The following is a 24,075-nucleotide window of genomic DNA, read 5'->3' as shown; positions in this document are numbered from 1 at the left end:
GAGGAGCCCGGCCCCGCGGCTGCCGGACTCCGCTCGCTGTCGCGGGCTCATCGCAGCACGAAACCGGGTAGCGGGTCGGCCGGATCCAGCGTGAAGGCGTGCTCGCCGGTCCGGTACGCGCAGCCGTCGATCTCGGTGTGCACCGCGGGATGCCCATCGGCCTCGGTGTCGCCGACCACCCGGCCGCGAAACGTGCTGCCGACGATCGAGTCGTGGGTCAGGCTGGCCTCGCCGGCCAGCTCGCCGGCGTCGGCGAGCAGCGCCAGCCGGGCCGAGGTGCCCGAACCGCACGGCGACCGGTCCACCTGCCCGTCGGCGAACACGGTGACGTTGCGCTGGTGTGGCCCGGACGCGGTCGCCGGCAGCTCGTCGTACAGGATCGTGCCGTAGACGCCGGAGAGCCGGTCGTCGCCGGGGTGCCGGGCCGGCTCGCTACCGCCCAGCGCGAGTTGCACCGCGCGGCCGGCCGCGACCAGCTCGCCGAGCCGGTCCGGCGTCACCGTCAGGCCGAACGCGGCGGCCGGCACGCTGGCGTAGATCGCCCCGCCGTACGACACGTCCACGGTCACCGCACCGAGATCGGTCTCCAGTCGCACCCCCCGCGCCAGCACGTAGGACGGGACGTTGCGAAACGTCACCGACTCGACCGCGCCGGCCCGGCAGCGCACCCGGGCGGTGACCCGGCCGGACGGAACGTCCACCCGTACCTCGGTGACCCCGTCCGGGTCGGCGGCCACCCGGCCGGACTCCACCGCCCAGGCACCGAGCGCGATGGTGCCGTGCCCGCAGGCGGTCGAGAACCCGTCCCGGTGCCAGAACAGCACGCCGAGATCGGCGCCGGCGTCGTCCGGCGGTACCAGGAAGCAGCCGTACATGTCGGCGTGCCCGCGCGGCTCGTGGCACAACAGCCGTCGCACCCGGTCGACCGGCTCGCTGGCCGCCGCGGTCACCCGGCGCTGCGCCACGCTGGTACCCGGGATCTCGGGCAGCCCGCCGGTGACGATCCGGAACGGCTCGCCGGCCGTGTGGTAGTCGACCGTCGTGTATCGCGGCATCCTTCTCGGTCCTCCTGCCCTGTTCCCGGCGCCGGCGTTCGGTTCACATCCCGCCGAGGTACGCCTCGACCACCCGCGAGTCGTCGGCCAGCTCGGCGGCCGGGGCGGCGAGCACGCAGCGACCGTTCTCGACCACGTAGCCGCGGGTGGCGATCCGCAGCGCGGCCTTCGCGTTCTGCTCCACCAGCAGCACCGAGGTACCGTCGGCGTTGATCTCGGCGATCAGCTCCATCACCGCGGCCACCACGAGCGGGGCGAGCCCCATCGACGGCTCGTCGAGCATCAGCAGCCGCGGACCGGCGACGATCGCGCGGCCGACCGCGAGCATCTGCTGCTCGCCGCCGGACAGCGTGCCGCCCTGCTGGTCGCACCGCTCACGCAGCCGCGGCAGCAGCTCGTACACCCGGTCGATGCGGCGCCTGATCTCGGCCTGGTCGCGGACCAGGTAGCCGCCCATCTGCAGGTTCTCCTGCACGGTGAGGGTGGAGAAGATCCGCCGGCCCTCCGGTACGTGCACCAGCCCCATCTCGACGATCTGCGCCGGGGTGGCCCGGGTGATGTCCCGGCCGTCGAAGACGACACGGCCACCGGACGGCCGGACCAGCCCGGACACCGCGGCCAGGGTACTGGTCTTGCCGGCCCCGTTGTTGCCGAGCAGCGCGACCACCTCGCCGTCGTCCACCGTCAGCGACATGCCGTGCAGCGCCTGCACCCCACCGTAGGAGACGTCGATCGCGTCGATCTCAAGCATCGGCGGTCCTCTCCTCCGTCTCCCCGGACGCCTGGTCGTCACCGGTCCGTTCTGCCGCCTTGCCGTCGCTGGCCTGCTTTGCCGGTCCGCCGTCGCCGGTCTTCCCGGCCGGCTGGCCGTCGCCGGTCTGCTCGGACGGTGCCTCGTCGCTGCCCAGGTACGCCTCGATGACCGCCGGGTCGCGCCGGACCTGGTCGGGTGAGCCGTCCGCGATCTCCTTGCCGAAGTTGAGCACCACGACCCGCTGGGACACCTCCATCACCAGACCCATGTCGTGCTCGATCAGCACGATCGCGATGCCGAGCTCCCGGATCCGCCGGATCAGGTCGAGCAGTTCGAGCTTCTCGCCGTGGTTGAGCCCCGCGGCGGGCTCGTCGAGCAGCAGCAGCCTCGGCCGCCGGGCCAGCGCCCGGGCGATCTCCACCCGGCGCTGCTCGCCGTACGGCAGGGCGCGCACCGGGCCGACCCGGTCGGCGCGCAGCCCCACGAAGTCCAGCCAGTGGTGCGCCTCGTCGGTCGCGATCTGTTCGGTGCGCCGGTACCGCGGGGTGTGCAGCAGCGCGTCGAACACGTGCTGGCGCAGCCACAGGTGGGTGCCCGCCCGCACGTTGTCGAGCACCGGCAGATCGCCGAACAGCCGCAGGTTCTGGAACGTGCGGGCGACACCCCGGGCGGCGACGGCGGACGGCCGCATCCGGGTCACGTCCGTACCGTCGATGGTGATCGCACCGCTGGTGGCCCGGTAGAAGCCGGTGATGCAGTTGAACGCGGACGTCTTGCCGGCGCCGTTCGGGCCGATCACCGACACGATCTCCGCCTCGTGCACCTGGAAGCTCAGGCCGTCGACCGCCCGCACCCCACCGAACGCGAGGTGCAGGTCCGCCACGTCCAGCAGGGCGCTGCCATGCTGCCGCTCGCTCATCGGCCGCTCACCTCGCTGTCCAGCGGGGTCGGCCTGGTGGAGCGACGGGCGGTGCGTTCCGGTTCCCGGGTACGGGCCGGCCACAGGCCCTGCGGCCGCAACACCATCACGATGATCAGCAGCGCGCCGAAGGCGAAGTACCGGTAGTCGGACAGCCCGCGCAGCGCCTCCGGCAGCATGGTGACGAACAGGGCGCCGATCACCACGCCGGGTGTGGAGCCCATCCCGCCGAGTACCACGGCCATCAGGACCAGCGCCGACTGCAGGAAGGTGAAGCTCGCCGGGGAGATCGCCGACAGCTGGGCGCCGAACAGCACGCCCGCCAGGCCGCCCCAGACGGCGCCGGCGATGTAGGCGGCCATCTTGACCCGGTAGGTGTGCACCCCCATCGCCTCGGCGGCGTCCTCGTCCTCCCGGATGAACCGCCAGGCGCGTCCCAGCCGGGAGCGGATCAGCCGGTTCGCGCCGAGCACGGCGCAGGCGACGATCGCGAGTACCACGTAGTAGAAGACGACCGAGTTGCCCAGATCGACGCCGCCGACCGACAGGCTCGGGATGCCGTAGATCCCTTCCGGCCCACCGGTGATGTCCAGGTTGTTCGCGGTGACCCGGATGATCTCGCCGAACCCGAGGGTCACGATGGCGAGGTAGTCGCTGCGCAACCGCAGGGTGGGGCCGCCGACCACGATGCCGGCCAGTACGGTCACCACGATCACCGCCGGGACGGTCGCGAACAGCGGCCAGTGCAGCCGGGTCGCGAGGATGCCGCTGGTGTAGGCGCCCACCGCGAAGAACGCGGCATAGCCCAGGTCGAGCAGGCCGCACTGGCCCACCACGATGTTGAGGCCGACCGCGAGCATCACGAAGATCAGCGCGCTGGTCATCACGTTCATCGCGTACGGGGTGGCGATCAGGATCGGCGCGACGGCGCCGGCGAACAGCCCGATCGGGCCGATCCAGCGGCTGCGCAGCACGCCCTTCACCGCGTCGCCGGCTCCGCCGCCGGCCGGTCGGTTCGGCGGCCGCACCGCCTTGGTCGTGGTCATCAGACACGCTCCGTGACGCGCTCGCCGAGCAGGCCGGTCGGCCGCACGGTCAGGAACAGGATCAGGAAGGCGAACGCGAACACGTCGCGCCACTGCCCACCGAGGTAGTGCGTGCCGAACGCTTCGAGCAGCCCGAGCACGACACCGCCGAGCATGGCGCCCTTGAAGCTGCCGATCCCGCCGATCACCGCGGCGGTGAACGCCTTGAGCCCGATGATGAAACCCATCAGGAAGTTGATGCTGCCGTAGTACGAGCCGGCCATCACGCCGGCCGCGCCGGCCAGCGCCGAGCCGATGAAGAACGCCCGCGCGATCACCCGGTTCACGTCGACGCCCATCAGCCGGCTGGCCACCGGGTCGAGCGCGATCGCGCGCATCGCCCGGCCCTGCCGGGAACGCATCACCATCGCGTTGAGCGCGACCATCAGGGCGATCGCGACGCCGATGAGCACCAGCTGCGCGACGCCGATCCGGGCGCCGAGCACGTGCACCGACGAGCCGCCCAACCGCACCGGGTACACCTGCGGGTTCGGGCCGGCGACGATGCGCATCCCGTACTCCAGCGCGAAGGACGCGCCGACCGCGGTGATCAGCAACGACAGCCGGGGTGCGTTGCGCAGCGGCCGGTAGGCGATGCGTTCGATCGCCACCCCGGCCAGGCCGGTACCCACCATCGACAGCAGCAGCACCACCAGCAGCGCCACCAGCGACAGCGTGGCGGTGAACCCGCTGAACGAGGTGAGCAGCGCGAAGCCGACGAACGCGCCGACCATGTACAGGTCGCCGTGCGCGAAGTTGAGCAGCTTCATGATCCCGTAGACCATGCTGTAGCCCAGTGCGACCAGCGCGTAGAACGAGCCGACGAACAGACCGTTCCAGATGATCTGTGTCATGTCTTCCGTCCCGATCGGGCCGGGGCGGGCCTGTCGTCCGGGCCCGCCCCGCGCGCTTCAGTTCTTGAGGTCGTCGGCGAGGGTGAACTTGGTACCGGACACCTGCAGGATCACGAAACCGCCCTGCGTCAGGGTGTGGTCGGCGGTGAACTTGAGCTTCCCGGAGAACAACGGGAACCCGTCGATCTTCATCAGGGCGGCCTCGATCTTCTTGCCGTCCGTGCTCTTCGCGTCCTTCATCGCCTTCGCCGCGACCCGCACCGCGTCGTACGACTGGGGCGAGTACGGGCCGGGTTCGGCGCCGAACTTCTTCTTGTACGAGGCGATCCAGTCGCCGGCACCCGGCATCGTGTCGGGCGTCTCGGTCATCGTGGCGTACACGCCCTGGGCGGGCTGCTGGCCGGCCACGCTGATCAGCTTGCCGTCCACGCTGCCGTCGGCGACCATGATCTTCCCGTGGTAACCGGCCTGGCGCAGCTGCCGGATGATCAGCCCGCCCTCCTGGTAGTAGCCGGTCCAGTAGACGAAGTCGGGGTGCGCCGACACGATGTCGTGCACGTTCGAGCTGTAGTCGCTCTCCCCGGCGTTCACCGACTCGTGCAGGACCGCCTTCATCGCGCCGCCGGTCTTGCCGATGTCGGTCTTGGCGCGCTTGGTGATGTCGGTGGAGTAGCTGGTGCTGTCGTCGACCAGCGCCACCCGGGTGGCCTTCTGCTTGGTCAGCCAGCTGACCGCGGCCTGCGCCTGCTGCACGCCGGTACCGTTGATCAGGAAGACGTTCGGCAGGTGCTGCGAGACGAGGTCGGCCGAGTTGGCGGCCGGGATGATCATCGGAGTGTTCGCCTTGTTGAACACCGAGAGGGTCGGCAGCGTCGCGGACGAGCAGTAGCCGCCGACCGACATCGTCACGCCCGCCGCGACCAGCTTGTTCGCCGCGGTACTCGCGGTCTTCGGGTCGCACGCGCTGTCCTGCACGTTCAGCTTCAGCTTGCGGCCGAGGACGCCGCCCTTGGCGTTGATCTCGTCGATCGCCAACTGGGCGCCGTTCTTCATGTACGGGCCGATCGCCGAGCTGCTGCCCGACATCGGGACGGCCATCCCGAGCACGATCGGACCGTCCGAGCTGCTCTTGTCGCTGCCACCGAACACGCCCTGGCAGCCGCTCAGGGCAAGCGTCGACACGGCGACGAGCGCGACGGCGAGCTTCGTCTTCCTCATCCGGTGAACCCCTCTGCTAGGTCCGGCGGAGTTGCCTCCGCCGCTTGGAGTCGTGCAGGATCCGCGGGCCGCGGGCGTGGCAGTCTCGGCCGGTACGCCCGCCCGGCTGGGCGCCTCGGCAGCCGTGTCGGCGCTTCCGGTCACCGGCCGGATTCGACGGTCAGGCGCGGCGGGACAGCTGGCGTCGGTAACGGTCGGATCGGGGTGCGGTGTGCGGTGCGGTCTGCGGCGTCCGCTTGCGCCGCGACCGCTCCGGGATGCCCATCAGCCCCCTTTGCCTCGGTAGCATGTGACATTGCACTGCTCCGGGGCGACAGGCAAGTTTGGGCGATCCGACCTATGTCAATTCGTTACCGGCTGCCGGCTTCGCTCACCCAGCGCAGCCCAGTGCGCATCGACGGTGGCGAAAAGCGCCGCGGTTCCGGCGGGACGAGAGCCGGCGACGACACCGGCGGGACCGGCGGGAACGGCGAGAACGGCGGGATCGGCGACGAGGCCGGCACGGTACGACGGTGCCGGTCCGTGGCGTGGCACGATCGCGCCAGGCCACGGACCGGCAGGCGGTCCTCGGTGTCGGTGGGCTACTCGTCGCCGCGGGCGCCGAGCCGACGGCTGAGCCGCCGGGACGTGGGCTGCTGGTGCGGGGTCGGCGACGGCAACGGGCGCGACGACGGCGTCGGCCGTACCGGAGCGGAGCGCAGCGTGCCGGCCGGGGCCGAGATCGACTCCGAGTGCGGCCGTGGCGCCTGCAGGCGCTGACGCTGCGCCTCCTCGCGCTCCTCCCGCTCGCGCGCGGTGCGTTGCATCCGGGCGGCGAACTCGGCGTCCTCGACCAGCTCCGCCGGCGAGGCGGAGAACGCCACGAAGATCAGCAGCACCACGGTCACCACGCTGACCACCAGCAGCATCGGTGGGAGCAGCCCGGTGAACGAGGTACCGCCGATGCCGCCGGTCGGGTCCGGCGTCAGCCGCATCGCGGCCATCCCGGTGTAGTGCATGCCGCACACCGCGACGCCCATCACCGCGGCGGCCGCGAGCGTCGCCGCCCGGCCGCGGATGACCAGCGTGAACCACAGCGCCACCGCCGCCGCGACGACCGCGATCAGGACCGACAGCGTGAACAGGATCGGCTCGTAGCTCATCTTGGCCGGCAGCACCATCGCGGCCATCCCGAGGTAGTGCATGCCGGCCACGCCCGCGCCGGTGAGCAGGCCGGCGAGCGCGATGCGGTGCAGCTTGCGGGCGTCGTTGCCGACGATCCAGAAACCGGCTCCGACCGCGACGATCGCCACCAGCGCGCTGACCACGGTCAGCGGCATGTTGTAGCGGATGGTCACGTTGTCGACGGTGAAGCCGAGCATCGCGATGAAGTGCATGACCCAGATGCCGGTACCGCCCAGCGACACGGCGGCGATCAGCAACCAGCCGCGGCGGCCGGCCCCGGTCAGTACCCGGGCCCGGGAGGCGCACATCAGGCCGAGCAGGCAGCCGACATAGGATGCCGAGTACGCGAGGATCGGCGTTAACAGCCCGTAGCTGAAGTGGTGCATCGACACGGCTGGTGCCGCCTTTCGCTGATCTGCCGCGCCGCCGCCGACACGGCCCGGTGACACTCACCGTGACACGTGAGGTTTCGACTTATCAGCACGCGGTGTTACGCGGATTTGTCAGGACTTTAGACGATGGGTCGCGACCGCACCATTGTGGGCTTTCGGTAGATCCAGCAACTTCGTACAGTCACTGTCCACGTGGCGTTAATAACTGGATTTGCGTGGTGGCACCGGATCTCGCTAGCGTCTGACCTCGTGCGCCTGCTACTGCTCGTGTCGGCCTTCAATGGCCTGACCCAACGAATCTGGGACGAACTCAAGGACCGTGGGCACGACGTGGCCGTCGAGTTCGCGCTCGACGAGCGCACGATCTGTGACGGCGTCTACCAGGCTCAGCCGGACCTGATCCTCTGCCCGTACCTGAAGGAGCGGGTGCCGACCGAGGTGTGGACCAAGTGGCGGACGGTGATCATCCACCCGGGTCCGATCGGCGACCGCGGGCCCTCCTCGCTGGACTGGGCGATCACCGAGGGGGCGCCCGCGTGGGGCGTCACCGCGCTGCAGGCGGTCGAGGAGATGGACGCCGGCCCGATCTGGGCGCACCGTGAGTTCCCGCTGCCGGCCGAACCGATGCGCAAGTCCTCCCTGTACACCGGGCCGGTCGCCGATGCCGCGGTCGCCTGCGCGCTGGAGGTCGTGGAGCACGCCGCCGACCCGGACTTCCAGCCGGTACCGCTGGAGGCAGCGCCCCGGCCGATCCCGGACGCGCGGCTGCGGCCGCTGATGAAGCAGGCCGAGCGCGCCTTCGACTGGGCCGACCCGGCCACCGACATCGTCCGCCGGATCCGTGCCGCGGACGGCTTTCCCGGAGTTCGTACCGAGCTGGCCGGCGAGTCGGTCAGTGCCTTCGACGCGCACCTCGGCGAGGGCGCCGGCGAACCCGGCGAGATCATCGGCCAGCAGGACGGCTACCTGCTCGTCGCCGCCGGGTCCGGCGCGGTGTGGCTGGGCCACCTGCGGCGGCGCGGCGGAGTGAAGCTGCCCGCGGCCACCGTGCTGGCCGACGCGCTCGACCGGGTGCCGCAGCGCACCGACGGTCCGGCCGAGATCAGCTATCGGCGGCGGGGCAACGTCGGCGAGCTGACGTTCCGCTTCTACAACGGGGCGGCCGGCGTCGACCAGTGCCGCCGGCTGCGCCGGGAGCTGCACCGGGCCGCCCGGCAGGACACCACGGTGCTGGTGCTGCGCGGCGGCGACGACGTGTTCTGCAACGGCATCCACCTCAACGAGATCTCCGCCGCGGCGGACCCGGCCGCGCAGGCATGGGAGAACATCAAGGCCATCAACCAGGTCTGCCGGGAACTGATCGAGGCGGCCGAGGAGCAGGTCACCATCGCCGCGTTCACCGGCAACGCCGGTGCGGGCGGGGTGATGCTGGGGCTGGGCGCGGACGTGGTGGCGGCGCGCGCCGGTGTGGTGCTCAACCCGTACTACGACATGGGGTTGTACGGCTCCGAACTGCACAGCTACGCGCTGCCCCGGCGGATCGGGGTGGAGCGTGCCGACCAGCTGCTCAACGACTGCCTGCCGATCGGCTCCGGTACCGCCGCGCGGCTCGGGCTGGTCGACCTGACCGGCCCCGGCAACCCGGCCGAGTTCGACGCCTGGCTCTCCGACCTCGCCCAGCAGTACGCCGAGCCCGGCACCTGGCGCGACATCCGCGCCGCCCGTAAGCCGGCACCGCGACCGCTGGACTACCACGAGACGCTCGAACTCGCGGAGATGGCGCAGGACATCTTCGACGATCGGTCGGGCTTCCACGCCGCCCGGGAGTCGTTCGTGCGCAAGGTCGCCCCGCCGGCCACCCCGCCACGGCTCGCCACCCACCGCCGCTGAGCACCCCGGCGCCGGGGGTCAGGGCACCGGGGCGATCCGGACCTCCCGGCTGCCGGACTCGGGGGACAGGAAGGCGAGCAGCCGGCGTCCCTCCGCGGTGACCGCGGTGGTGTCGCGCGCCGACAGCGCCTTGAACGGCGTCACCGTCAGCCGGGCGCCGTCCCGGCCGGTGTCGTCGGTCCAGCTGCCGCGCACCATCCCGGCGAGCAGCAGCACACCGGGTAGCAGCCCGTTGGGGCTCTGCAGGTGGTGCCGGTACGGGGCGGGTATCACCCGGCTGCGATCGGCGTGCGACAGCAGCAGGTTGTCCAGCGGCGGCAGGAACCGTACCGGCGCCGCGGTGTCCGCCGCCGGCCGCGGCGCGTCGGGCAGGTCGAACAGCTCGGCCCCGTCGGTGCTGCGGAAGGTGACGAGGCGCGGGCGCAGCCGGTCCAGCACCGCGCGCAGCCCGGTCAACCCCGACCAGGTCTGTACGTCGGCGGCGGTGGCCGGGCCGAACGCGGCGAGGTAGCGCAGTACCAGCGGTTCCGGCCCGGTGCCGGTGCCCAGTGGGGCGCCCAGCCAGTGCTCGGCGGTGGTGTGCGCGGCACGCCCGCCGCGGCCCCACAGCCCGCGCGGCGTGACCTGGACCAGCGCCAGCCGGCACCGCGCCACGTGCCCCAGCGCCGCCGGGTCGTACCCCGGCCAGCGGTCGGCGAGCGCCCGGCCGAGTTCGTGGTACGTGCGGGGTTGCTGCTCGACGAGCTCCCGCGCCGCCGCCGTCACCTGGTCCAGGTCCAACCCGTCGAGCCGGGCCCGCAGCGTGCGCAGGAACCGGTCGAGCACCGGCCGCAGCCGGGGACGCAGGTCGAGGCAGTCGGCGGCGGTGAGGGTGTGGATGGTGCCGCGCATGGCGGTGATCCGCAGCACGGTGCGGTCGGCCATCGGGCCGGCCAGCCGGTCGGCGGTGAAGCCGGCGACTCGCGACCACAGTCCCACATAGGGCGCGGACGGCAGCTGTGCCTGGAGACCGACGAGCCGGTGCAACGTCTCGGGCACCGGCGTTTCGGCGCGGCGCAGCAGTTGCTGGCGGGCGAGCAGGGCGCGGTTGAGGGCCGGCGGAGTGAGTACGGTGGTCACCACGCCAGTGTGTCAGCCGTTGCGGTCGGTTCCTGGCCGCGATCACGGCCGGGCACGGGGTGCCCGGTCAGGACCCGCCCGGCACCTTGGAGGCCAGCTCGGGGTGCGCCGCGAGCAGGTCGGAGATGGTGTCGTCGCGCATCGCCTGGAACAGCTTCGGGCCGAGCGGTTTCTGCAGCCCCTCACCCTGGTATCCGTTGCCCTGGCCGATCGCGTAGTGCGGGATCTGCAACGTCACGATCTTGTCGGCGGTGATGCCGCGCAGCGCCAGCGCCACGTCGACCAGCTGGTACCCGCCGAGGTCGAGGGTGATGGACTTGCCGGCCGCGCCGATCAGATCGTTGACCTTCGTCGGGTTGCTCACCACGCCCTTGCTGGTGGCCTGCTTGAGGATCTGCTTGATGAACTGCTGCTGCAGCTTCTGCCGGCCGTAGTCGCCGCCGGGCAGGTCGTCGCGCTGCCGCACCAGCTTGAGCGCCTTGTCCGCGTCGTAGTGGTGGCAGCCCTTCGGGAAGGTCAGTGGCGGCCCGTTGGTGAAGCCCGGCTGGTGACTGGTGAACCCCTGGTCCAGGCACATCGTCACGCCGCCGAGCGACTTGGTGATCTCCTTGAACCCGTCCCAGTTGACCAGGCCGGCCATGTCCCACTCGACGCCGGTCAGGTTCGACACGGTACGGCTGAGCAGGCTCATGCCGCCCGCCGTGTCGTTGACGTCCTTCATCCCGTCCGGGAACGAGGCGTTCAGCCGGTCCTGCCCGCCCAGGAAGCCGGTGTGCTTGTCGGCCGGGATCTGGACCCGCAGGTCGCGTGGGAGGGACAGCAGGTACGCGTAGTCCATCGAGGCCGGGATGTGCAGCCACATGATCGAGTCGGTCCGCGGCTTCTGCCCGTCCTTCTTCCATGAGTCGCGCAGATCGGAGCCGGCGAGCAGGATGTCCAGCGGTCCCTTCACGTCGGAGCCCGCCTTGTGCTTGCGGGCGCCGTCGCCGATCAGGTTGCTGCTCGGCAGTGCGTGGTTGACCCGGTTGAGCACGATCGACCCGGCAGCGAAGCTGCCGCCGCTGAACACGACCAGGATCACGCCGAACACCAGCGACAACCGCGCCCACCACGGGGCGTGCCGGCGCTTGGTCGGCGGACCCGGCGTGTCGGACGGGTGATGTCGGCCCACCGGAACCTCCCTGTGCGCTCATGGGCGTTTCGGCTGGTCGGCGAGATGCCGGGGACCGGCCAACGCGGCCGACCCACCACCCAAAACGGTACATCTCGCGCCGGTGTGGAGGCGCGCGACACGGGCTGGGGGGAACATACCCGCCGTAGCTGGGAACCCGCCGAGTGGGCGCGCGTTTACCGGGGATTCACTCGCCCGAGTAGCTGACCACCCGGACGGGGCAACCGGCCCGGCGCGCCAGCGCCCGAGCGGGGCAGTGGTGCAGCCCGCGCCGCCACCACGGTCGGGGGCGCGCGGCCAGATAGATCGACCGGACCGGCAGCTCGGCCGCCACCGCTCGCAGCTGCTGTGCCGGCTCGCCCTCCCGTACCACGAACTCCCAGGACAGCCCGGTGGCCTCCAGCAGCTGAACGCTGTCCAGCCAGGCGGACAGCTCGGCGTCGTCCCGGCAGTCCAGCCAGCACGCCCCGGCCAGCCCGGCGAAACCGGAACCCAGCGCCTCCACCGGGGTCAACCCGCGGCGCACGTGCACCGCCACCACGTGCAGGTCGAACGCGGCGGCCTCGGCCTGCGCCGCCAGCAGTGCCGCCTGGCCGGCGCTGCTGCCGTCGACGCCGACCATGATGCGTGCCGGGGCACCCGTCCAGGGCGCCGTGTCGTGCCGCCCCTCGCTGCCCACCGTCATGTCGACCACCCGTCTCGCCGAGTGCCTGGGGGTCCGGACAGAACGGTGTCGGCGCCGTTCTGCGAGGCCCCTTTACGTCGCGTCTGCGTGCCGTGTGCATAGGAGGCTATGCATCTGTGCCGGCGCCCGCAACCGGTGGTGGCCGGCGATGCGGGATCATCGACACCGTGCCTACGAAACGGGGTAGTGCGGCGCCGGCCGAGCCGGGGGTGGACGAGTTCGCGGCGGCGCTGATCGCGCTGATCCAGGCCGCCCGGCGCACCCGCGGCCGGGTGCAGAGCCAGCTGTCCGACCTGTCCGCCGCGCAGCTGGTCGCGCTGGACGCGATCGCGCAGACCGGGGTCAAGGGCGTCGGCGCGGTCGCGGCGGCGATCGGGGTGGCCCAGCCGACCGCCACCCGCACGGTACGCACGCTGGTCAGCCGCGGGCTGGTGGTCCGCGCGGTGGACCCGTGCGACGCGCGTGGTTCGGTGCTGCGTCTCACCGAGCGTGGCGAACGGACGCTGGAGCACGCCGGCGGCCTGTTTCGCGACCTGCTCGGGCAGGCCTGGAGCGACATGTCCGGTGCCGAGCGGGACAGCTGCATCCCGTTGCTGCGTCGGCTGACCGACCTGCTGGACCGGCTCAGCGCGACCCCCTGACCGTCCCTTGTGGACGCCGGTACGTGGCGGTGCGCAGCGTGACCGCCGCCCCGGCCGTGCCCGGCCGCCCGTCTCGACCGGGTACGGGATGTTCGATCCGCGCCACGGCAAGGCTTTCGGTGGATTACCGTCGGGAGTAGGCCGGCTCGCCGACGGCGTCGAGCACCGCCCGTACCGGCCGCAGGGATCGGTTCCGACGACACAGACCGAGCCGGAACCGGCCTCGTGAACCGGGGGGTGATGCTATGCGCGAGCCACCGCGAGCGAATCATGAGCATCGGGCGAGCCGGTGTCTCGTGGACCTTCCGACGAAGGAGGAACGTCCATGAGTCTCAGCTCGGCGGATTCCCGTGTCGAGGTGGCCGAGTCGGCCGTGATCGTGGGCGAGCTGTGGCTCGGCGTCGGGGTCCGGCTCGCGGCCGGCAGCGTGGTGCGCTCCCACGAGGGGGCGGTACGGCTGGGCCATCACGCCCGGATCGGTGCGCACGCGACGGTCTGGGGGGACCGCCGGCATCCGACCGCGGTCGGCCAGGGCAGCGTCCTGGGCGCCGGCGTCACCGTGCTCGGCGCCCGGATCGGCGACCTGTGCCGGATCGGTGCGGGCTGCGTGCTGCTGCCCGGCGCCTGGCTGGGCGACGGCTGCGTGCTCGCGGACGGCACGCTGGTGCCGGCCGGCACCGTGGTCCCCGCCGGTACCGTGGTGTCCGGCCGGTCGGCGCACGCGGTGCGCTCGGCCACCGGCGCCGACGGCGCCCGCCCGGACACCCCGCTCACCGACCACCCACTGCACCGGCGGGTCGGCCGACCGGTCCGGGTGCCCGTTGCGGTACCGCCGATCGACGGGCACGACGCGGTCCGGTCCGATGCGGACGCCACCCAGGTCGTCGGTGACGTCGAGCTCGGTACCGGCTGCCTGCTCGGCATCGCGGCCCGGCTCGTCGCCGGCGACGGCGGGCAGATCCGGCTCGGCGCCGGGGTGCAGGCGTTGGAGCATGCCGTGTTGCGCGCCGACGGCGACGAGGATCTGGTCGTCCAGGACGCCGCGGTGATCGGCCCCGGTGTCCGGATCGACGGTGCCCGGATCGGCGCGCGCAGCGTGCTGGAACCCGGCGTGGTGGTGGAGCCGGGGGCGCATCTCGGCCCCGGCACCCTGGTGCGGGCCGGCACCCGGGTACCGGCGGGCGCCGCCTTCGGCCCGCTGGCCATCGTGGACGGTCGGCCCGGTCGGCGGATCGGCACGCTGCACTCCGGGCCGTCCCGCCCGCCCTGGCTGTTGCCCGCCTCGCCCTGAGCACGTCCGGGCCACCCGGCCGTGGCCCGCCTGGTGCCGACCCCGGTCGCCGGCCGGCGACGATCGACCCGGCCGGCGGTGCCTCGCCGGCCGGTCAGCGCGCCGCCGTGGCCGGCGTGCCGAGTTCGGCACGGTCGGCGTCGGAGAGGGCCAGCCCGGCCGCGGCCACGTTCTCCGCCAGGTGGGCGGGCGAGGCGGTACCGGGGATCGCCAGCACGGTGGCGGACCGGTCCAGCAGCCAGGCCAACGCCACCGTGGCCACCGCGACCCCGTGCCGGCGCGCCACCTTCCGCAACGCGGGGTCGGCGAGCGGTCGCCGACCACCGCCGAGCGGGAAGAACGGCACGTAGCCGATCCCGGCCGCCGCGCACTCCGCGAGCAGCGCATCGTCGCCGGTGTCGCCCCAGCCGTACCGGTTCTGTACCGCCGCCACGGGCGCGATCCGGCGCGCCTCGGCCAGGTGGCCAGCGGAGACGTTGCTGAGCCCCAGGTGCCGGATCAGGCCCTCCTCGCGCAGCCGCGCGAGGATCGTGAACCGTTCCTCGATCGACTCGTCCGGTGGACCGTCGATGCCGCCGATGCGCAGGTACACCAGATCCAGCCGGTCCACCCCGAGGCTGCGCAGGTTGGCGGTGACCGAGGGGACCAGGTCGGCGGCGGTGCCCTGCCGTGGCGGTCCGGCGGGGGTGGCCACCGGCCCCACCTTCGTCGCGAGCACCAGGCCCGCCGGGTACGGTCGCAGCGCGGTCCGGATCAGCTGGTTCGCGGTGGCTGTCCGGTAGCGGTAGAAGTCGGCCGTGTCGAGGTGATCGATGCCGAGTTCCACCGCGCTGCGCAGGGTGGCGAGCGCGTCTTCGGTCGGCACCGCGGGTCCCTGGTGGCCGCGGGCGACCAGGCGCATCGCGCCGAGCCCGACGCGCCGGACCGGTGTGTCGCCGCCGAGCAGGAAGTCGTTGGTCATGCCGCCAGCCTGCCGTCGCCGCCGCGCGGCGGCACCCCGCTGGCAGCTTGCTGCCAACCGGCTGGCGCGGCCGGCCCGTCGGCGGTGAGGGGCCGCTGTCCGCGGGAACCTAGAATTCAGGGGTGAACGAGGTCCTGACGGTCCGCGGTGAGCACGAGCTGGTCGCCCGCGCCGGCCACCTGTTCGATAGCGCCTCGGCGGAGTTCCTCTGCGCGGCAACCGATCTGCACACCTGGTCGAGAACCCGGCTGCGTTCGGGCGTGGGGCGGCGGGTGGGCGCCGCTCGCGAGCGCGGGCTGCTGGCGCGCAAGCTGTTCACCGCGGTCGCGCTGGCCGATCCGGCCGACGCCGACGAGCTGGCCCGGCTGGACGCGGCCGGCGTCGAGGTGCGAATCTGCCGGGCCGAGTTGCCGCACGAGACGATCATTCTGGACCGGCGGATCGCGATCCTCGCCGAACCGCCGGTCGATGGCGTGCGCACCTTCCGGGTGCTGCCCGACCCGGGGCTGGTCGCCGGCGTTCGGGCGCTGTTCGCCGCGGCCTGGGACCACGCGGTGCCACTCGGCGAATGGCGGCGAGATCCGGTGCCGGTGCTCGCGGAACCGGCTCGTGCGGTGCTGCGCGAGCTGGCCGCCGGCCGTACCGACGAGGCGGCGGCACGGTCGCTGGGCCTGAGCGTGCGCACCTACCGACGCCGGGTGGCGGAGCTGATGCGCCTGCTGGGTGCGGAATCCCGGTTCCAGGCCGGGGTGCTGGCGCGCACGCTGGTTCGCTGAGCGAACCGGTCGCCGGCACCGATCGCCAACGGTCGCAGCGGATCCGGGTGGCCGCGCGACACGGGCCGGCCGGATCGACGGTGCCGCCCACTTTCGGCCGCGACCCGGCCGACTCGGCGGGCCCCGGCCGGAGAATTTTCCGAGCCGGTCGGCGGCTTCCGAGGTGCTTAACGGTGCACCGGAATGTCGTTGGCGCCCAACCGATTCCACTGAATCATTGTCTGGATAGGACGGTCCAGCCGAATGCAAAAGCGCTGCTACACGGGAGGAATATCTCTAGTCCTGTTTGGTCAGTGGCCGTTTGGCGTGCATACTGTGAACGCGAGGCAGTCAGATGCCCAATAGCTGACGGGAGTTGTCGTGAACAAGGCAGAGCTGATCGAGGCGCTGACCGCGCGCATCGGCGACCGGAAACAGGCCGCCACGGCGCTGGATGCGGTGCTCGACGAGATCCAGCGCACGGTGTCCAAGGGCGGGAAAATTTCGCTGGCCGGTTTCGGTGTCTTCGAGAAGCGGGCCAGGGCGGCGCGCACCGCGCGCAATCCGCGCACCGGCGAGACGGTGAAGGTGCGCAAGACCTCGGTGCCGGCATTCCGCCCGGGGCAGGCCTTCAAGGACGTGGTGACCGGGAAGAAGAAGGTCGCCGCGGCGAAGAAGACGACCGCGAAGAAGGCCGCCGCGAGCAAGACCGCGGCGAAGAAGACCACCGCCAAGAAGGCGACGGCGGCGAAGAGGACCACGGCGGCGAAGAAGACCACGGCCGCGAGGAAGAGCACCGCGGCGGCGAGGAAGACCACCGCGGCGAAGAAGACCACCGCCAAGAAGGCGCCGGCGAAGACGACCGCGAGGAAGACCACCGCCAAGGCGGCGGCGAAGAAGACGACGGCCCGCAAGGCGGCGCCGGCGCGGAAGACCGCGGCGGCGAAGAAGACGACGGCCAAGCGCGCGGTGGCCAAGAAGGGTGCCGCCACTCGTAAGACCGCGGCCCGCAAGACGACCGGGGCGAAGAAGACGACGGCCCGGTCGCCGCGCAAGCGCTGAACGCGAGACATCCTCGGCACCAGCAGCGCGATTCGGGGCCATCGAGCGAGTAGCTCGATGGCCCCGAATCGTCGGTGGGGCGGTGTGGTCCGCTCAGAGCACGTCGTGGCCCGGGTGCGGCTCGGCCGGAATGGTGCCGAGTTTGCCCGCCTGGAAGTCCTCGAACGCCTCGACCAGTTCGCGCCGGGTGTTCATCACGAACGGCCCGTACGCCGCGATCGGCTCGCGGATCGGCTGACCGCCGAGCAGCAGTACCGAAAGCTCCGGACTGCGCGACTCCTGCGCCTGGTCGGCGGCGACGCCGAGTACGTCGCCGGGTCCGTACACGGCGAGCTGGCCGGCCCGTACCGGGCGCCGCTCGGCGCCGACCGTGCCGCGCCCGGCGAGCACGTACACCAGGGCGTTGAAGTCCTTGCGCCACGGCAGCCGGAGCTCGGCGCCGGCCGCGATGGTGGCGTGGACCAGCGAGATGGGCGTGTGGGTGACGCCGGGACCGGCGTGCCCGGCGAGTTCGCCGGCGATGACCCGGATCAGCGCGCCGCCGTCGGGCGACGACAGCAGCGCCACCTCGCCGCCGCGGATGTCCTGGTAGCGCGGCTCGGTCAGCTTCAGCCGTCGCGGCAGGTTGACCCACAGCTGGACGCCGTGGAACAGCCCGCCGGACACGACGAGTTCCTCCGGCGGCTTCTCGATGTGCAGGATGCCGCCGCCGGCGGTCATCCACTGGGTGTCGCCGTCGGTGATCAGGCCGCCGCCGCCGTTGCTGTCCCGGTGCTGGAAGGTGCCGTCGATCATGTACGTGACGGTCTCGAAGCCGCGGTGCGGGTGCCACGGCGTGCCCTTCGGCTCGCCCGGGGCGTACTCGACCTCGCCCATCTGGTCCATGTGGATGAAGGGGTCGAGGTCGCGCAGGTCGACGCCGGCGAACGCGCGGCGGACCGGGAACCCCTCGCCCTCGAAGCCCGACGGCGCGGTGGTCACCGACCGCACCGGGCGCGGCGCGGCGGTCGGATCGCTGTCCGGCACCCGGGGCAGCACCAGCGGGTTGGCCACGGTGACGGCTGGCATGGCGTACTCCTTGCGGTTGCCGCGCCGGTGGGTCCGGCGCCCTGTCTCCGCCAACCTTAGTTGCTGTCGCAATATTCCGCTAGACAAGTAGCTTCCGTGGGCACGAAGGAGGCCGGTGCGCACCGGGCGTACCCGTGCACACCGGCCCAATCCACCCTCAGGCGGTGGCCACCAGCGGGTCGTCGACGAGGGCGAGCCGTACGGCATCCGGGTCGTACCGCAACCGCGGCACCGCGAACACCGCCGTCTGGTCGCCCTCCGCGTGGTAGCAGACGATCCGCCACTCGCCTTCGTCCCAGTGCTCCAGCACGTCACTGCGCAGCCGGGCACCGACACCGCGGTAGCTCTCACTCGCCTCCAGCTGGCGCAGCGTCGACGCGAGCGGCAGGTCGTACGCCAGGCCGGCCAGCGGATGCGGCCGCACCCTGGCGTGCAGCCGGCGCAGCGGCAGCAGCCACGCGTGCTCCGCCTCCGGCGACAGCAGCAGCATCGCCAGGCCGCCGAGCGCCAGCGCGGCGACCACCGGGTACGGATGGCTCGCGAGTGCGGTCGGCCACGAGACCGGCGCGGCCACCGCCACCAGCGCCACCGCCAGCAGCGCCCCGGCGCGGACGAAGCTGCGCCAGGTCACCGGGGCCGACCGGGCACTGACGCAACCGCAGGAGGAGCCGGGAGCGGCGATCCGGGCGTACCCGAGGTAGCCCAGGAAGCCGGCCGCCGCCACCGCCGCGGCGCCGGCCGCGACCCGCGCCGGTACGGCCAGCGCTGGCCACCAGGTGGCGAGACCACCGGCGAGCAGCAGCGCGGCGATCGCGACCTCGGCGACGCCGACCCCGCCGTACACGGTGGCGGCCCGGTCCTTGCCGACCAGCGTGCCGAGCGCCGACCCGGCGGCCCGCGAGCGGGCGGTACGGCTGGCCACCTTGACCCGGCCGGACACCACGAACACGCCGGCGACGAGGACCGGTGCCGCCCCCGCGACGGCGGCCGGCAGCGCGGTACTCATCTCGCCTCCCCGGCGGTGCGGCTCCGGGCACCGCGTGCGTCGGCGGCACTCATGTCGGCTCCCCGGCCGTCCGGCGGGCGCCGTTCATGCCGCCACCGTGCCCGCGTAGATGGTGGCCAGGTCGACCTCGTTGGTGTCCGGCCGCCAGGCGCCGATGATGTGCACGTGCCGGCCGATCCGCAACTTGGACAGGTCGCCGGTGGTCGGCGCGTCCCGGTACACCGCGGCAGTGCGGCCGGGCACCACGTGCCCGATCACCTTGCTGCCGTTGTGGTTGAGGTGCAGCCAGGAGTTGCCGATCGCGGTGATCTCGACCGACATGCTGACGATGTTGACCCACAGCGAGTCGGCGCCGAGCGCGCCGCCCGGCAGCGGGACGCCCCGGGCGTAGAGCCCGTCACCGACGGCGACCGCCTCGAACGTCGTCGGGTGCAGCTTCCAGATGCTCGTCCCGCTGGTGACCTGGATGCGGTGCAGCACGTTGTCCGAGCCGGTGACGAGCAGGACGTGGTCCTTGATGCCGGTGACGCGGCCCTCGGCGAAGTTCGGGTCGACCTCGCCCGGGGTGAACGCGGCGGCCGGGGCGGCGTTCGCGGTTTCCGGTGCGAGCGAACCGAGGGCGGTGGCGCCGGCGATGCCGGCGCTGCCCAGTACGGCGGAGGTGAGCAGCCGGCGGCGGTCCATGGCGGTGGTCATCTGATGCCTCCTCAGCTGTCGATCCGGCACGGCAACAGGCCGCTGGACAGGCTGGCGATCGCGCTGAACGCCGACGGCGTCAGATCGATGAGCCGGTCGGTACCGCAGGTCGAGCCGCAGCAGTGCCGCTCGCCGCAGAACAGGTGGGTGTTCGGGCCGCAGTCGGCGACGCTGGCCGACACGCACCCGCCGGTGCACCGGTTGGTGATGTAGAAGACGTGCCCGCAGCCGCGCAGGGCGAGGTTGTGCCCGCAGTTGTACGGCTGGGTGATGGAGTAGCACGCGTCCGAGGCGTGCGGCCAGGCGCACTGGTGCGACCCGGAGTTGCAGTTGCCGCAGGCGCCGCCGCCGGCCGAGGAGCACGGTCCCCAGGAACCGCCGCAGCAGAACCAGGACATCTCCCCGTAGGCCGGTGCGCTGCTGTTGGAACAGCCCATGACGGACTCCCTTCGTGGACGGGCGATCCGCGCGGAAGGGCGGTACCGGGGCGCCGTCGACCGGCGCGGGCGGGTGCACTCGGGCGCGGAACCGCGAGGATGCCGGCCACCCGTGGGGGAGCGGGTGACCGGGGGCTGCACCGCCGTACGGCGGCGGTGCGGGCGAGTGCGGCGGAGGGGGTGCCGGCTCGCCGGTCGGTGTGGTCAGTCGACCTCGACTGCTGGGGGTGGGTGCTGCCGCATCTGACCTCCGCTGTGGTCATCGGTGGAGCGACAGTAAGTCGGGTAACGAGCAAATCCTGTCAACGAAGATGTCATCCGTCAATACGGTAATAGACGGAAATTTTCTACGGAGAGACTCCACAGGGTGCACGGGAGAGTACGTAACGGTGATGACAAACCATGCTACAAATGGACAGAACGGTCTGACGGCCGCGCGACCCCGACGACCTCGATGTCTCGGCCGCCGCCGCGCCCGCCGCCGACCGCGGCAGATCTGTCCATACTAGACAGTCTAATGTGGATGGTCCGAAGTGGACGGCTCTGGTGGGTACGAACGTGGCGGGCACCCGCCGGGTACCCGCCACGTTGGTGAGCTCGCCGCTACTCCTCGGCGCGGTGCGAACCGCCGGCGCGCCGGCCGGATCCGGGGTCCTCGGCGCCGGAGGTGTCGCGTTCACCGGCCAGTGCCCTCCGCTCCGCCGCGAGCGCGTCGTCGATCGTCGGCGTGGTGGTCGGCGGCTGGTCCATCAGCTCCGGGTACTTCAGGTCGAAGGCCGGGCGCTCGCTGCGGATGCGCACCATCCGGTCGAAGTTGCGCAGCGGCGGCGGGCAACTGGTCGCCCACTCCAGCCCGTTGCCGTAGCCCCACGGGTCGTCGACCTCGACGACCGGGCCCGTCTTGTACGACTTGTAGACGTTCCACAGGAACGGCAGCAGCGACACTCCGAGGATGAACGCGCCGATCGTGGAGATCGTGTTCAGCGTGGTGAAACCGTCGCTGGCCTGGTAGTCGGCGTACCGCCGGGGCATGCCCTCGGCGCCGAGCCAGTGCTGCACCAGGAAGGTGCTGTGGAAGCCGATGAACGTCAGCCAGAAGTGCAGCTTGCCGAGCCGCTCGTCCATCATCCGGCCGGTCATCTTCGGGAACCAGAAGTAGACCCCGGCGTAGACGGCGAACACGATCGTGCCGAACAGCACGTAGTGGAAGTGCGCCACCACGAAGTACGTGTCGGACACGTGGAAGTCGATCGCCGGCGACGCCAGCAGCACCCCGGACAACCCACCGAGCAGGAACGTGACCAGGAAGCCGATCGCGAACATCATCGGCGACTCGAAGGTGATCTGGCCGCGCCACATGGTGCCGATCCAGTTGAAGAACTTCATCCCGGTGGGGATGGCGATCAGGAACGACAGGAACGAGAAGAACGGCAGCAGCACCTGGCCGGTGGCGAACATGTGGTGCGCCCACACGGTCATCGACAGCGCGGCGATGCCGATCAGCGCACCGACCATGCCCTTGTAGCCGAACAGCGGCTTGCGGCTGAACACCGGGATCACCTCGGAGATGATCCCGAAGAACGGCAACGCGACGATGTACACCTCGGGATGGCCGAAGAACCAGAACAGGTGCTGCCACAGGATCGCACCGCCGGTGCCGGAGTCGAACACGTGCGCGCCGAGTTGCCGGTCGGCCATCACCGCGGACAGCGCCGCGGCCAGGATCGGGAACACCATCAGTACCAGCAGGCTGGTCACCAGGATCGACCAGGTGAACAGCGGCATCCGGAACATCGTCATGCCCGGCGCGCGCAGCGTCAGCGTGGTGGTGACCATGTTGACCGCGCCCAGAATGGTGCCCAGACCCGAGATGATCAGGCCGATGTACCAGAGGTCCGCGCCGGCGCCGGGCGAGTTGGTCACGCTGGCCAGCGGTTGGTAGGCGAACCAGCCGAAGTCCGCGGCGCCGCCGGGTGTCGCGAAGCCGGCCACCACCAGGGTCCCGCCGAACAGGTAGAGCCAGTAGGCGAACGCGTTGAGCCGCGGGAACGCCACGTCGGGCGCACCGATCTGCAGCGGCACGACGTAGTTGGCGAACGCGAACACGATCGGCGTCGCGAACAGCAGCAGCATGATCGTGCCGTGCATGGTGAACAGCTGGTTGTACTGCTCGGTGGACAGGAACTGCATGCCCGGCCGAGCCAGTTCGGCGCGCATCAGCAGCGCCAGGAAGCCACCGACGATGAAGAAGCCGAACGCGGTGACCATGTACATGATCCCGATCTGCTTCGCGTCGGTGGTGCGGATCGTGCGGGCCAGCCAGGAGCCGTGCGGCGCGATGTGTACCGGCCAGGGGCTGGTCACGATCGGTCGCGGGGTGATCTCGCCACCTGGCGGTCTCGGCGTGGTCAGGGTCATTACCCGGTCCTCCGCACATCGACATGGGTACTGAGCGCGTCACTGCGGTGACGCCCTGACTGGGACCGTAGTACCTCAATCCCGCACTGCGGGAGCCTTTGCCGGATCTCGTGGCGCGCCCGCCGGCCTTGGTTTGCACATATAGCAATGTGTTCATATATTGACCGGGTGGCAGCGGAACACGAACACACCCACGCGGTCTCCGCCGACGCCGATCGGCGGCTGCTGACCGCCGCGCTCGCCCTGATCGTGGCGTACATGGCGGGCGAGGTCGTGGTCGGCCTGATCGCGTCGTCGCTCGCGCTGCTGTCGGACGCCGCGCACATGCTCACCGACGCCGCCTCGATCGTGCTCGCGCTGATCGCGATGCGGCTGGCCGCCCGACCACCGCGCGGCAGCTTCACCTACGGCCTGCGCCGGGTGGAGATCCTTTCCGCCCAGGCGAACGGGCTCACCCTGCTGCTGCTCGCCGGCTGGCTCGGCTACGAGGCGGTTCGCCGGCTGATCGCGCCGCCGCCGGTCGCCGGCGGGCTGGTGCTCGGCACCGCGCTCGTCGGCATCGTCGTCAATCTCGCCGCCACCTGGCTGATCGGCCGTGCGAACCGGACCAGCCTGAACGTCCGCGGGGCGTACCAGCACATCCTGACCGACCTGTTCGCGTTCATCGCCACCGCCGCGGCCGGCGCCGTCATGCTGTTCACCGGATTCGACCGGGCGGACGGCATCGCGACGGTGATCGTCGTGGCGCTGATGGCCAAGGCCGGGATCGGTCTGCTGCGCGACTCCGCCCGGATCTTCCTGGAGGCCGCCCCGGCCGGTACCGACACCGGCGCGCTGGGCAAGCGGCTGGCCGGCTGCGACGGGGTGGCGGAGGTGCACGACCTGCACCTGTGGACGATCACCTCGGGTGAACCGGCGATGTCCGCGCACGTGCTCGTGCGCCCCGGCTACGACTGCCACCGGGTGCGGCGCGAGATGGAGCGGCTGCTGCGCGACGACTACCAGGTCGACCACAGCACCCTGCAGGTCGATCACCAGCCCGCCGACACGGCGCCGGTGGCCGAGCCGTACTGCGAGCGCAGCCATGGTCCGGTGCACCGGCCGGCGCGCTGACGGTCGCGTGCCGCGACGGCAAGGGCCCGCCTCTCGATGCACCCCCCAGAACATCGGGAGGCGGGCCAGGTCCGGTCGTCCCCCGGGTGGGCGGATCGCTCACGCCACCGCGGCCGCGCCGAGATCGGCTGTCGCCGCGATCAGCCAGGTTCGGACCCGGTAGCGGCTCGGCCCCGAACGCACACCCCCCAGAGGCGTTCGGGCTCCGTGGCCGCTGCAGACAGCGTATGCACGGCCAGCGCTCCGTAACCTGGCCCCTTCGGACCGGATCCGGTAGGACCAAAGACCCTGCGGTACCGCCCGAAGCGGCGGGAAGCGCGC

Annotated in this window: 22 protein-coding genes; 6 read left to right on the top strand and 16 right to left on the bottom strand. The window is 71.8% G+C overall.

The genetic code is table 11. From position 1 onward, the window contains the following. Positions 1-47: 47 nt before the first annotated feature. From Athai_RS17995 to Athai_RS17965, 7 genes are all read right to left on the bottom strand, one after another. On the bottom strand, positions 48-1,055 hold the full coding sequence (locus Athai_RS17995; RefSeq protein WP_203962553.1) for a proline racemase family protein: 1,008 nt from the start codon (positions 1,053-1,055) through the stop codon (positions 48-50). 43 nt (positions 1,056-1,098) lie between these two features. Continuing rightward, positions 1,099-1,806 carry an ABC transporter ATP-binding protein gene (locus Athai_RS17990; RefSeq protein ID WP_203962552.1) on the bottom strand — a complete coding sequence of 236 codons (708 nt, stop codon included), beginning with the start codon at positions 1,804-1,806 and terminating at the stop codon, positions 1,099-1,101. Beyond that, positions 1,799-2,728: an ABC transporter ATP-binding protein gene (locus tag Athai_RS17985; RefSeq protein WP_203962551.1), complete on the bottom strand. Its 930-nt coding sequence runs from the start codon at positions 2,726-2,728 to the stop codon at positions 1,799-1,801. Before Athai_RS17985 ends, Athai_RS17990 begins: the two co-directional genes overlap by 8 nt. Then, the gene (locus Athai_RS17980) at positions 2,725-3,774 is read right to left on the bottom strand and encodes a branched-chain amino acid ABC transporter permease (RefSeq protein ID WP_203962550.1); all 1,050 of its coding nucleotides are present in this window, start codon (positions 3,772-3,774) and stop codon (positions 2,725-2,727) included. Before Athai_RS17980 ends, Athai_RS17985 begins: the two co-directional genes overlap by 4 nt. Continuing rightward, complete coding sequence (locus tag Athai_RS17975) at positions 3,774-4,667, bottom strand: branched-chain amino acid ABC transporter permease (RefSeq protein WP_203962549.1); 894 nt, start codon at positions 4,665-4,667, stop codon at positions 3,774-3,776. Before Athai_RS17975 ends, Athai_RS17980 begins: the two co-directional genes overlap by 1 nt. 57 nt (positions 4,668-4,724) lie before the next feature. Beyond that, entirely contained in the window at positions 4,725-5,885 is a 1,161-nt protein-coding gene (locus tag Athai_RS17970; protein WP_203962548.1) for a branched-chain amino acid ABC transporter substrate-binding protein, read from the bottom strand. Positions 5,886-6,466: 581 nt separating this feature from the next. After that, complete coding sequence (locus Athai_RS17965; protein ID WP_239157426.1) at positions 6,467-7,435, bottom strand: MHYT domain-containing protein; 969 nt, start codon at positions 7,433-7,435, stop codon at positions 6,467-6,469. Positions 7,436-7,690: 255 nt separating this feature from the next. Between Athai_RS17965 and Athai_RS17960 the strand changes: the two genes are divergently transcribed. After that, positions 7,691-9,331 (top strand): hydrogenase maturation protein, encoded by a 1,641-nt coding sequence (locus Athai_RS17960; protein ID WP_203962546.1) that lies wholly within the window; start codon positions 7,691-7,693, stop codon positions 9,329-9,331. 18 nt (positions 9,332-9,349) lie between these two features. On the opposite strand, the gene Athai_RS17955 is transcribed toward Athai_RS17960, so the two are convergent. The 3 genes from Athai_RS17955 to Athai_RS17945 form a co-directional block, all read right to left on the bottom strand. Then, a complete protein-coding gene (locus Athai_RS17955) occupies positions 9,350-10,450 on the bottom strand; it encodes a winged helix DNA-binding domain-containing protein (RefSeq protein ID WP_203962545.1) in 1,101 nt (366 codons plus the stop codon). Between the two features lie 67 nt (positions 10,451-10,517). Next, positions 10,518-11,621 carry an LCP family protein gene (locus tag Athai_RS17950; protein ID WP_203962544.1) on the bottom strand — a complete coding sequence of 368 codons (1,104 nt, stop codon included), beginning with the start codon at positions 11,619-11,621 and terminating at the stop codon, positions 10,518-10,520. Positions 11,622-11,808: 187 nt separating this feature from the next. Next, the gene (locus Athai_RS17945) at positions 11,809-12,306 is read right to left on the bottom strand and encodes a universal stress protein (protein WP_203962543.1); all 498 of its coding nucleotides are present in this window, start codon (positions 12,304-12,306) and stop codon (positions 11,809-11,811) included. A 167-nt stretch (positions 12,307-12,473) separates the two neighbouring features. On the opposite strand from Athai_RS17945, the gene Athai_RS17940 reads away from it, so the two are divergent. Beyond that, positions 12,474-12,947 carry a MarR family winged helix-turn-helix transcriptional regulator gene (locus Athai_RS17940; protein ID WP_203962542.1) on the top strand — a complete coding sequence of 158 codons (474 nt, stop codon included), beginning with the start codon at positions 12,474-12,476 and terminating at the stop codon, positions 12,945-12,947. A 325-nt stretch (positions 12,948-13,272) separates the two neighbouring features. Further along, positions 13,273-14,238, top strand: a complete 966-nt coding sequence (locus tag Athai_RS17935; protein WP_203962541.1) for a DapH/DapD/GlmU-related protein — start codon at positions 13,273-13,275, stop codon at positions 14,236-14,238. Between the two features lie 94 nt (positions 14,239-14,332). On the opposite strand, the gene Athai_RS17930 is transcribed toward Athai_RS17935, so the two are convergent. Then, the gene (locus Athai_RS17930; protein ID WP_203962540.1) at positions 14,333-15,199 is read right to left on the bottom strand and encodes an oxidoreductase; all 867 of its coding nucleotides are present in this window, start codon (positions 15,197-15,199) and stop codon (positions 14,333-14,335) included. Between the two features lie 122 nt (positions 15,200-15,321). Here Athai_RS17930 and Athai_RS17925 point away from each other — a divergent pair, with 122 nt between their 5' ends. Together Athai_RS17925 and Athai_RS17920 are read left to right on the top strand one after the other, a co-directional pair. After that, the gene (locus tag Athai_RS17925; protein ID WP_203962539.1) at positions 15,322-15,975 is read left to right on the top strand and encodes a helix-turn-helix transcriptional regulator; all 654 of its coding nucleotides are present in this window, start codon (positions 15,322-15,324) and stop codon (positions 15,973-15,975) included. A 360-nt stretch (positions 15,976-16,335) separates the two neighbouring features. Continuing rightward, complete coding sequence (locus tag Athai_RS17920) at positions 16,336-17,016, top strand: HU family DNA-binding protein (protein ID WP_203962538.1); 681 nt, start codon at positions 16,336-16,338, stop codon at positions 17,014-17,016. A 93-nt stretch (positions 17,017-17,109) separates the two neighbouring features. Here Athai_RS17920 and Athai_RS17915 read toward each other — a convergent pair whose 3' ends face one another. From Athai_RS17915 to ctaD, 5 genes are all read right to left on the bottom strand, one after another. Then, the gene (locus Athai_RS17915) at positions 17,110-18,084 is read right to left on the bottom strand and encodes a pirin family protein (RefSeq protein ID WP_203962537.1); all 975 of its coding nucleotides are present in this window, start codon (positions 18,082-18,084) and stop codon (positions 17,110-17,112) included. Between the two features lie 157 nt (positions 18,085-18,241). Next, complete coding sequence (locus tag Athai_RS17910; RefSeq protein WP_203962536.1) at positions 18,242-19,090, bottom strand: MauE/DoxX family redox-associated membrane protein; 849 nt, start codon at positions 19,088-19,090, stop codon at positions 18,242-18,244. An 84-nt stretch (positions 19,091-19,174) separates the two neighbouring features. Next, complete coding sequence (locus tag Athai_RS17905; protein WP_203962535.1) at positions 19,175-19,786, bottom strand: cell wall protein; 612 nt, start codon at positions 19,784-19,786, stop codon at positions 19,175-19,177. Between the two features lie 11 nt (positions 19,787-19,797). Then, positions 19,798-20,223 carry an RlpA-like double-psi beta-barrel domain-containing protein gene (locus Athai_RS17900; protein WP_203962534.1) on the bottom strand — a complete coding sequence of 142 codons (426 nt, stop codon included), beginning with the start codon at positions 20,221-20,223 and terminating at the stop codon, positions 19,798-19,800. A gap of 603 nt (positions 20,224-20,826) precedes the next feature. Further along, complete coding sequence (gene ctaD / locus Athai_RS17895; RefSeq protein ID WP_203962533.1) at positions 20,827-22,641, bottom strand: aa3-type cytochrome oxidase subunit I; 1,815 nt, start codon at positions 22,639-22,641, stop codon at positions 20,827-20,829. A gap of 168 nt (positions 22,642-22,809) precedes the next feature. On the opposite strand from ctaD, the gene Athai_RS17890 reads away from it, so the two are divergent. Next, on the top strand, positions 22,810-23,754 hold the full coding sequence (locus Athai_RS17890; RefSeq protein ID WP_239157018.1) for a cation diffusion facilitator family transporter: 945 nt from the start codon (positions 22,810-22,812) through the stop codon (positions 23,752-23,754). Positions 23,755-24,075: the final 321 nt, after the last annotated feature.

Origin of the sequence: Actinocatenispora thailandica, from assembly GCF_016865425.1 — a bacterium.
Lineage (GTDB): Bacteria > Actinomycetota > Actinomycetes > Mycobacteriales > Micromonosporaceae > Actinocatenispora > Actinocatenispora thailandica.
The sequence above is the reverse complement of the archived record's forward strand: the minus strand, read 5'-3'. Positions and strand labels throughout refer to the sequence as shown.

What these genes read in the sequence shown, in the direction of transcription:
- Athai_RS17930 (WP_203962540.1), bottom strand. Translation starts at nt 15,199, where the DNA reads ATGACCAACGACTTCCTGCTCGGCGGCGACACACCGGTCCGGCGCGTC.
- Athai_RS17990 (WP_203962552.1), bottom strand. Translation starts at nt 1,806, where the DNA reads ATGCTTGAGATCGACGCGATCGACGTCTCCTACGGTGGGGTGCAGGCG.
- Athai_RS17945 (WP_203962543.1), bottom strand. Translation starts at nt 12,306, where the DNA reads ATGACGGTGGGCAGCGAGGGGCGGCACGACACGGCGCCCTGGACGGGT.
- Athai_RS17965 (WP_239157426.1), bottom strand. Translation starts at nt 7,435, where the DNA reads ATGCACCACTTCAGCTACGGGCTGTTAACGCCGATCCTCGCGTACTCG.
- Athai_RS17995 (WP_203962553.1), bottom strand. Translation starts at nt 1,055, where the DNA reads ATGCCGCGATACACGACGGTCGACTACCACACGGCCGGCGAGCCGTTC.
- Athai_RS17935 (WP_203962541.1), top strand. Translation starts at nt 13,273, where the DNA reads ATGAGTCTCAGCTCGGCGGATTCCCGTGTCGAGGTGGCCGAGTCGGCC.
- ctaD (WP_203962533.1), bottom strand. Translation starts at nt 22,641, where the DNA reads ATGACCCTGACCACGCCGAGACCGCCAGGTGGCGAGATCACCCCGCGA.
- Athai_RS17910 (WP_203962536.1), bottom strand. Translation starts at nt 19,090, where the DNA reads ATGAGTACCGCGCTGCCGGCCGCCGTCGCGGGGGCGGCACCGGTCCTC.
- Athai_RS17915 (WP_203962537.1), bottom strand. Translation starts at nt 18,084, where the DNA reads ATGCCAGCCGTCACCGTGGCCAACCCGCTGGTGCTGCCCCGGGTGCCG.
- Athai_RS17980 (WP_203962550.1), bottom strand. Translation starts at nt 3,774, where the DNA reads ATGACCACGACCAAGGCGGTGCGGCCGCCGAACCGACCGGCCGGCGGC.
- Athai_RS17975 (WP_203962549.1), bottom strand. Translation starts at nt 4,667, where the DNA reads ATGACACAGATCATCTGGAACGGTCTGTTCGTCGGCTCGTTCTACGCG.
- Athai_RS17905 (WP_203962535.1), bottom strand. Translation starts at nt 19,786, where the DNA reads ATGACCACCGCCATGGACCGCCGCCGGCTGCTCACCTCCGCCGTACTG.
- Athai_RS17985 (WP_203962551.1), bottom strand. Translation starts at nt 2,728, where the DNA reads ATGAGCGAGCGGCAGCATGGCAGCGCCCTGCTGGACGTGGCGGACCTG.
- Athai_RS17970 (WP_203962548.1), bottom strand. Translation starts at nt 5,885, where the DNA reads ATGAGGAAGACGAAGCTCGCCGTCGCGCTCGTCGCCGTGTCGACGCTT.
- Athai_RS17900 (WP_203962534.1), bottom strand. Translation starts at nt 20,223, where the DNA reads ATGGGCTGTTCCAACAGCAGCGCACCGGCCTACGGGGAGATGTCCTGG.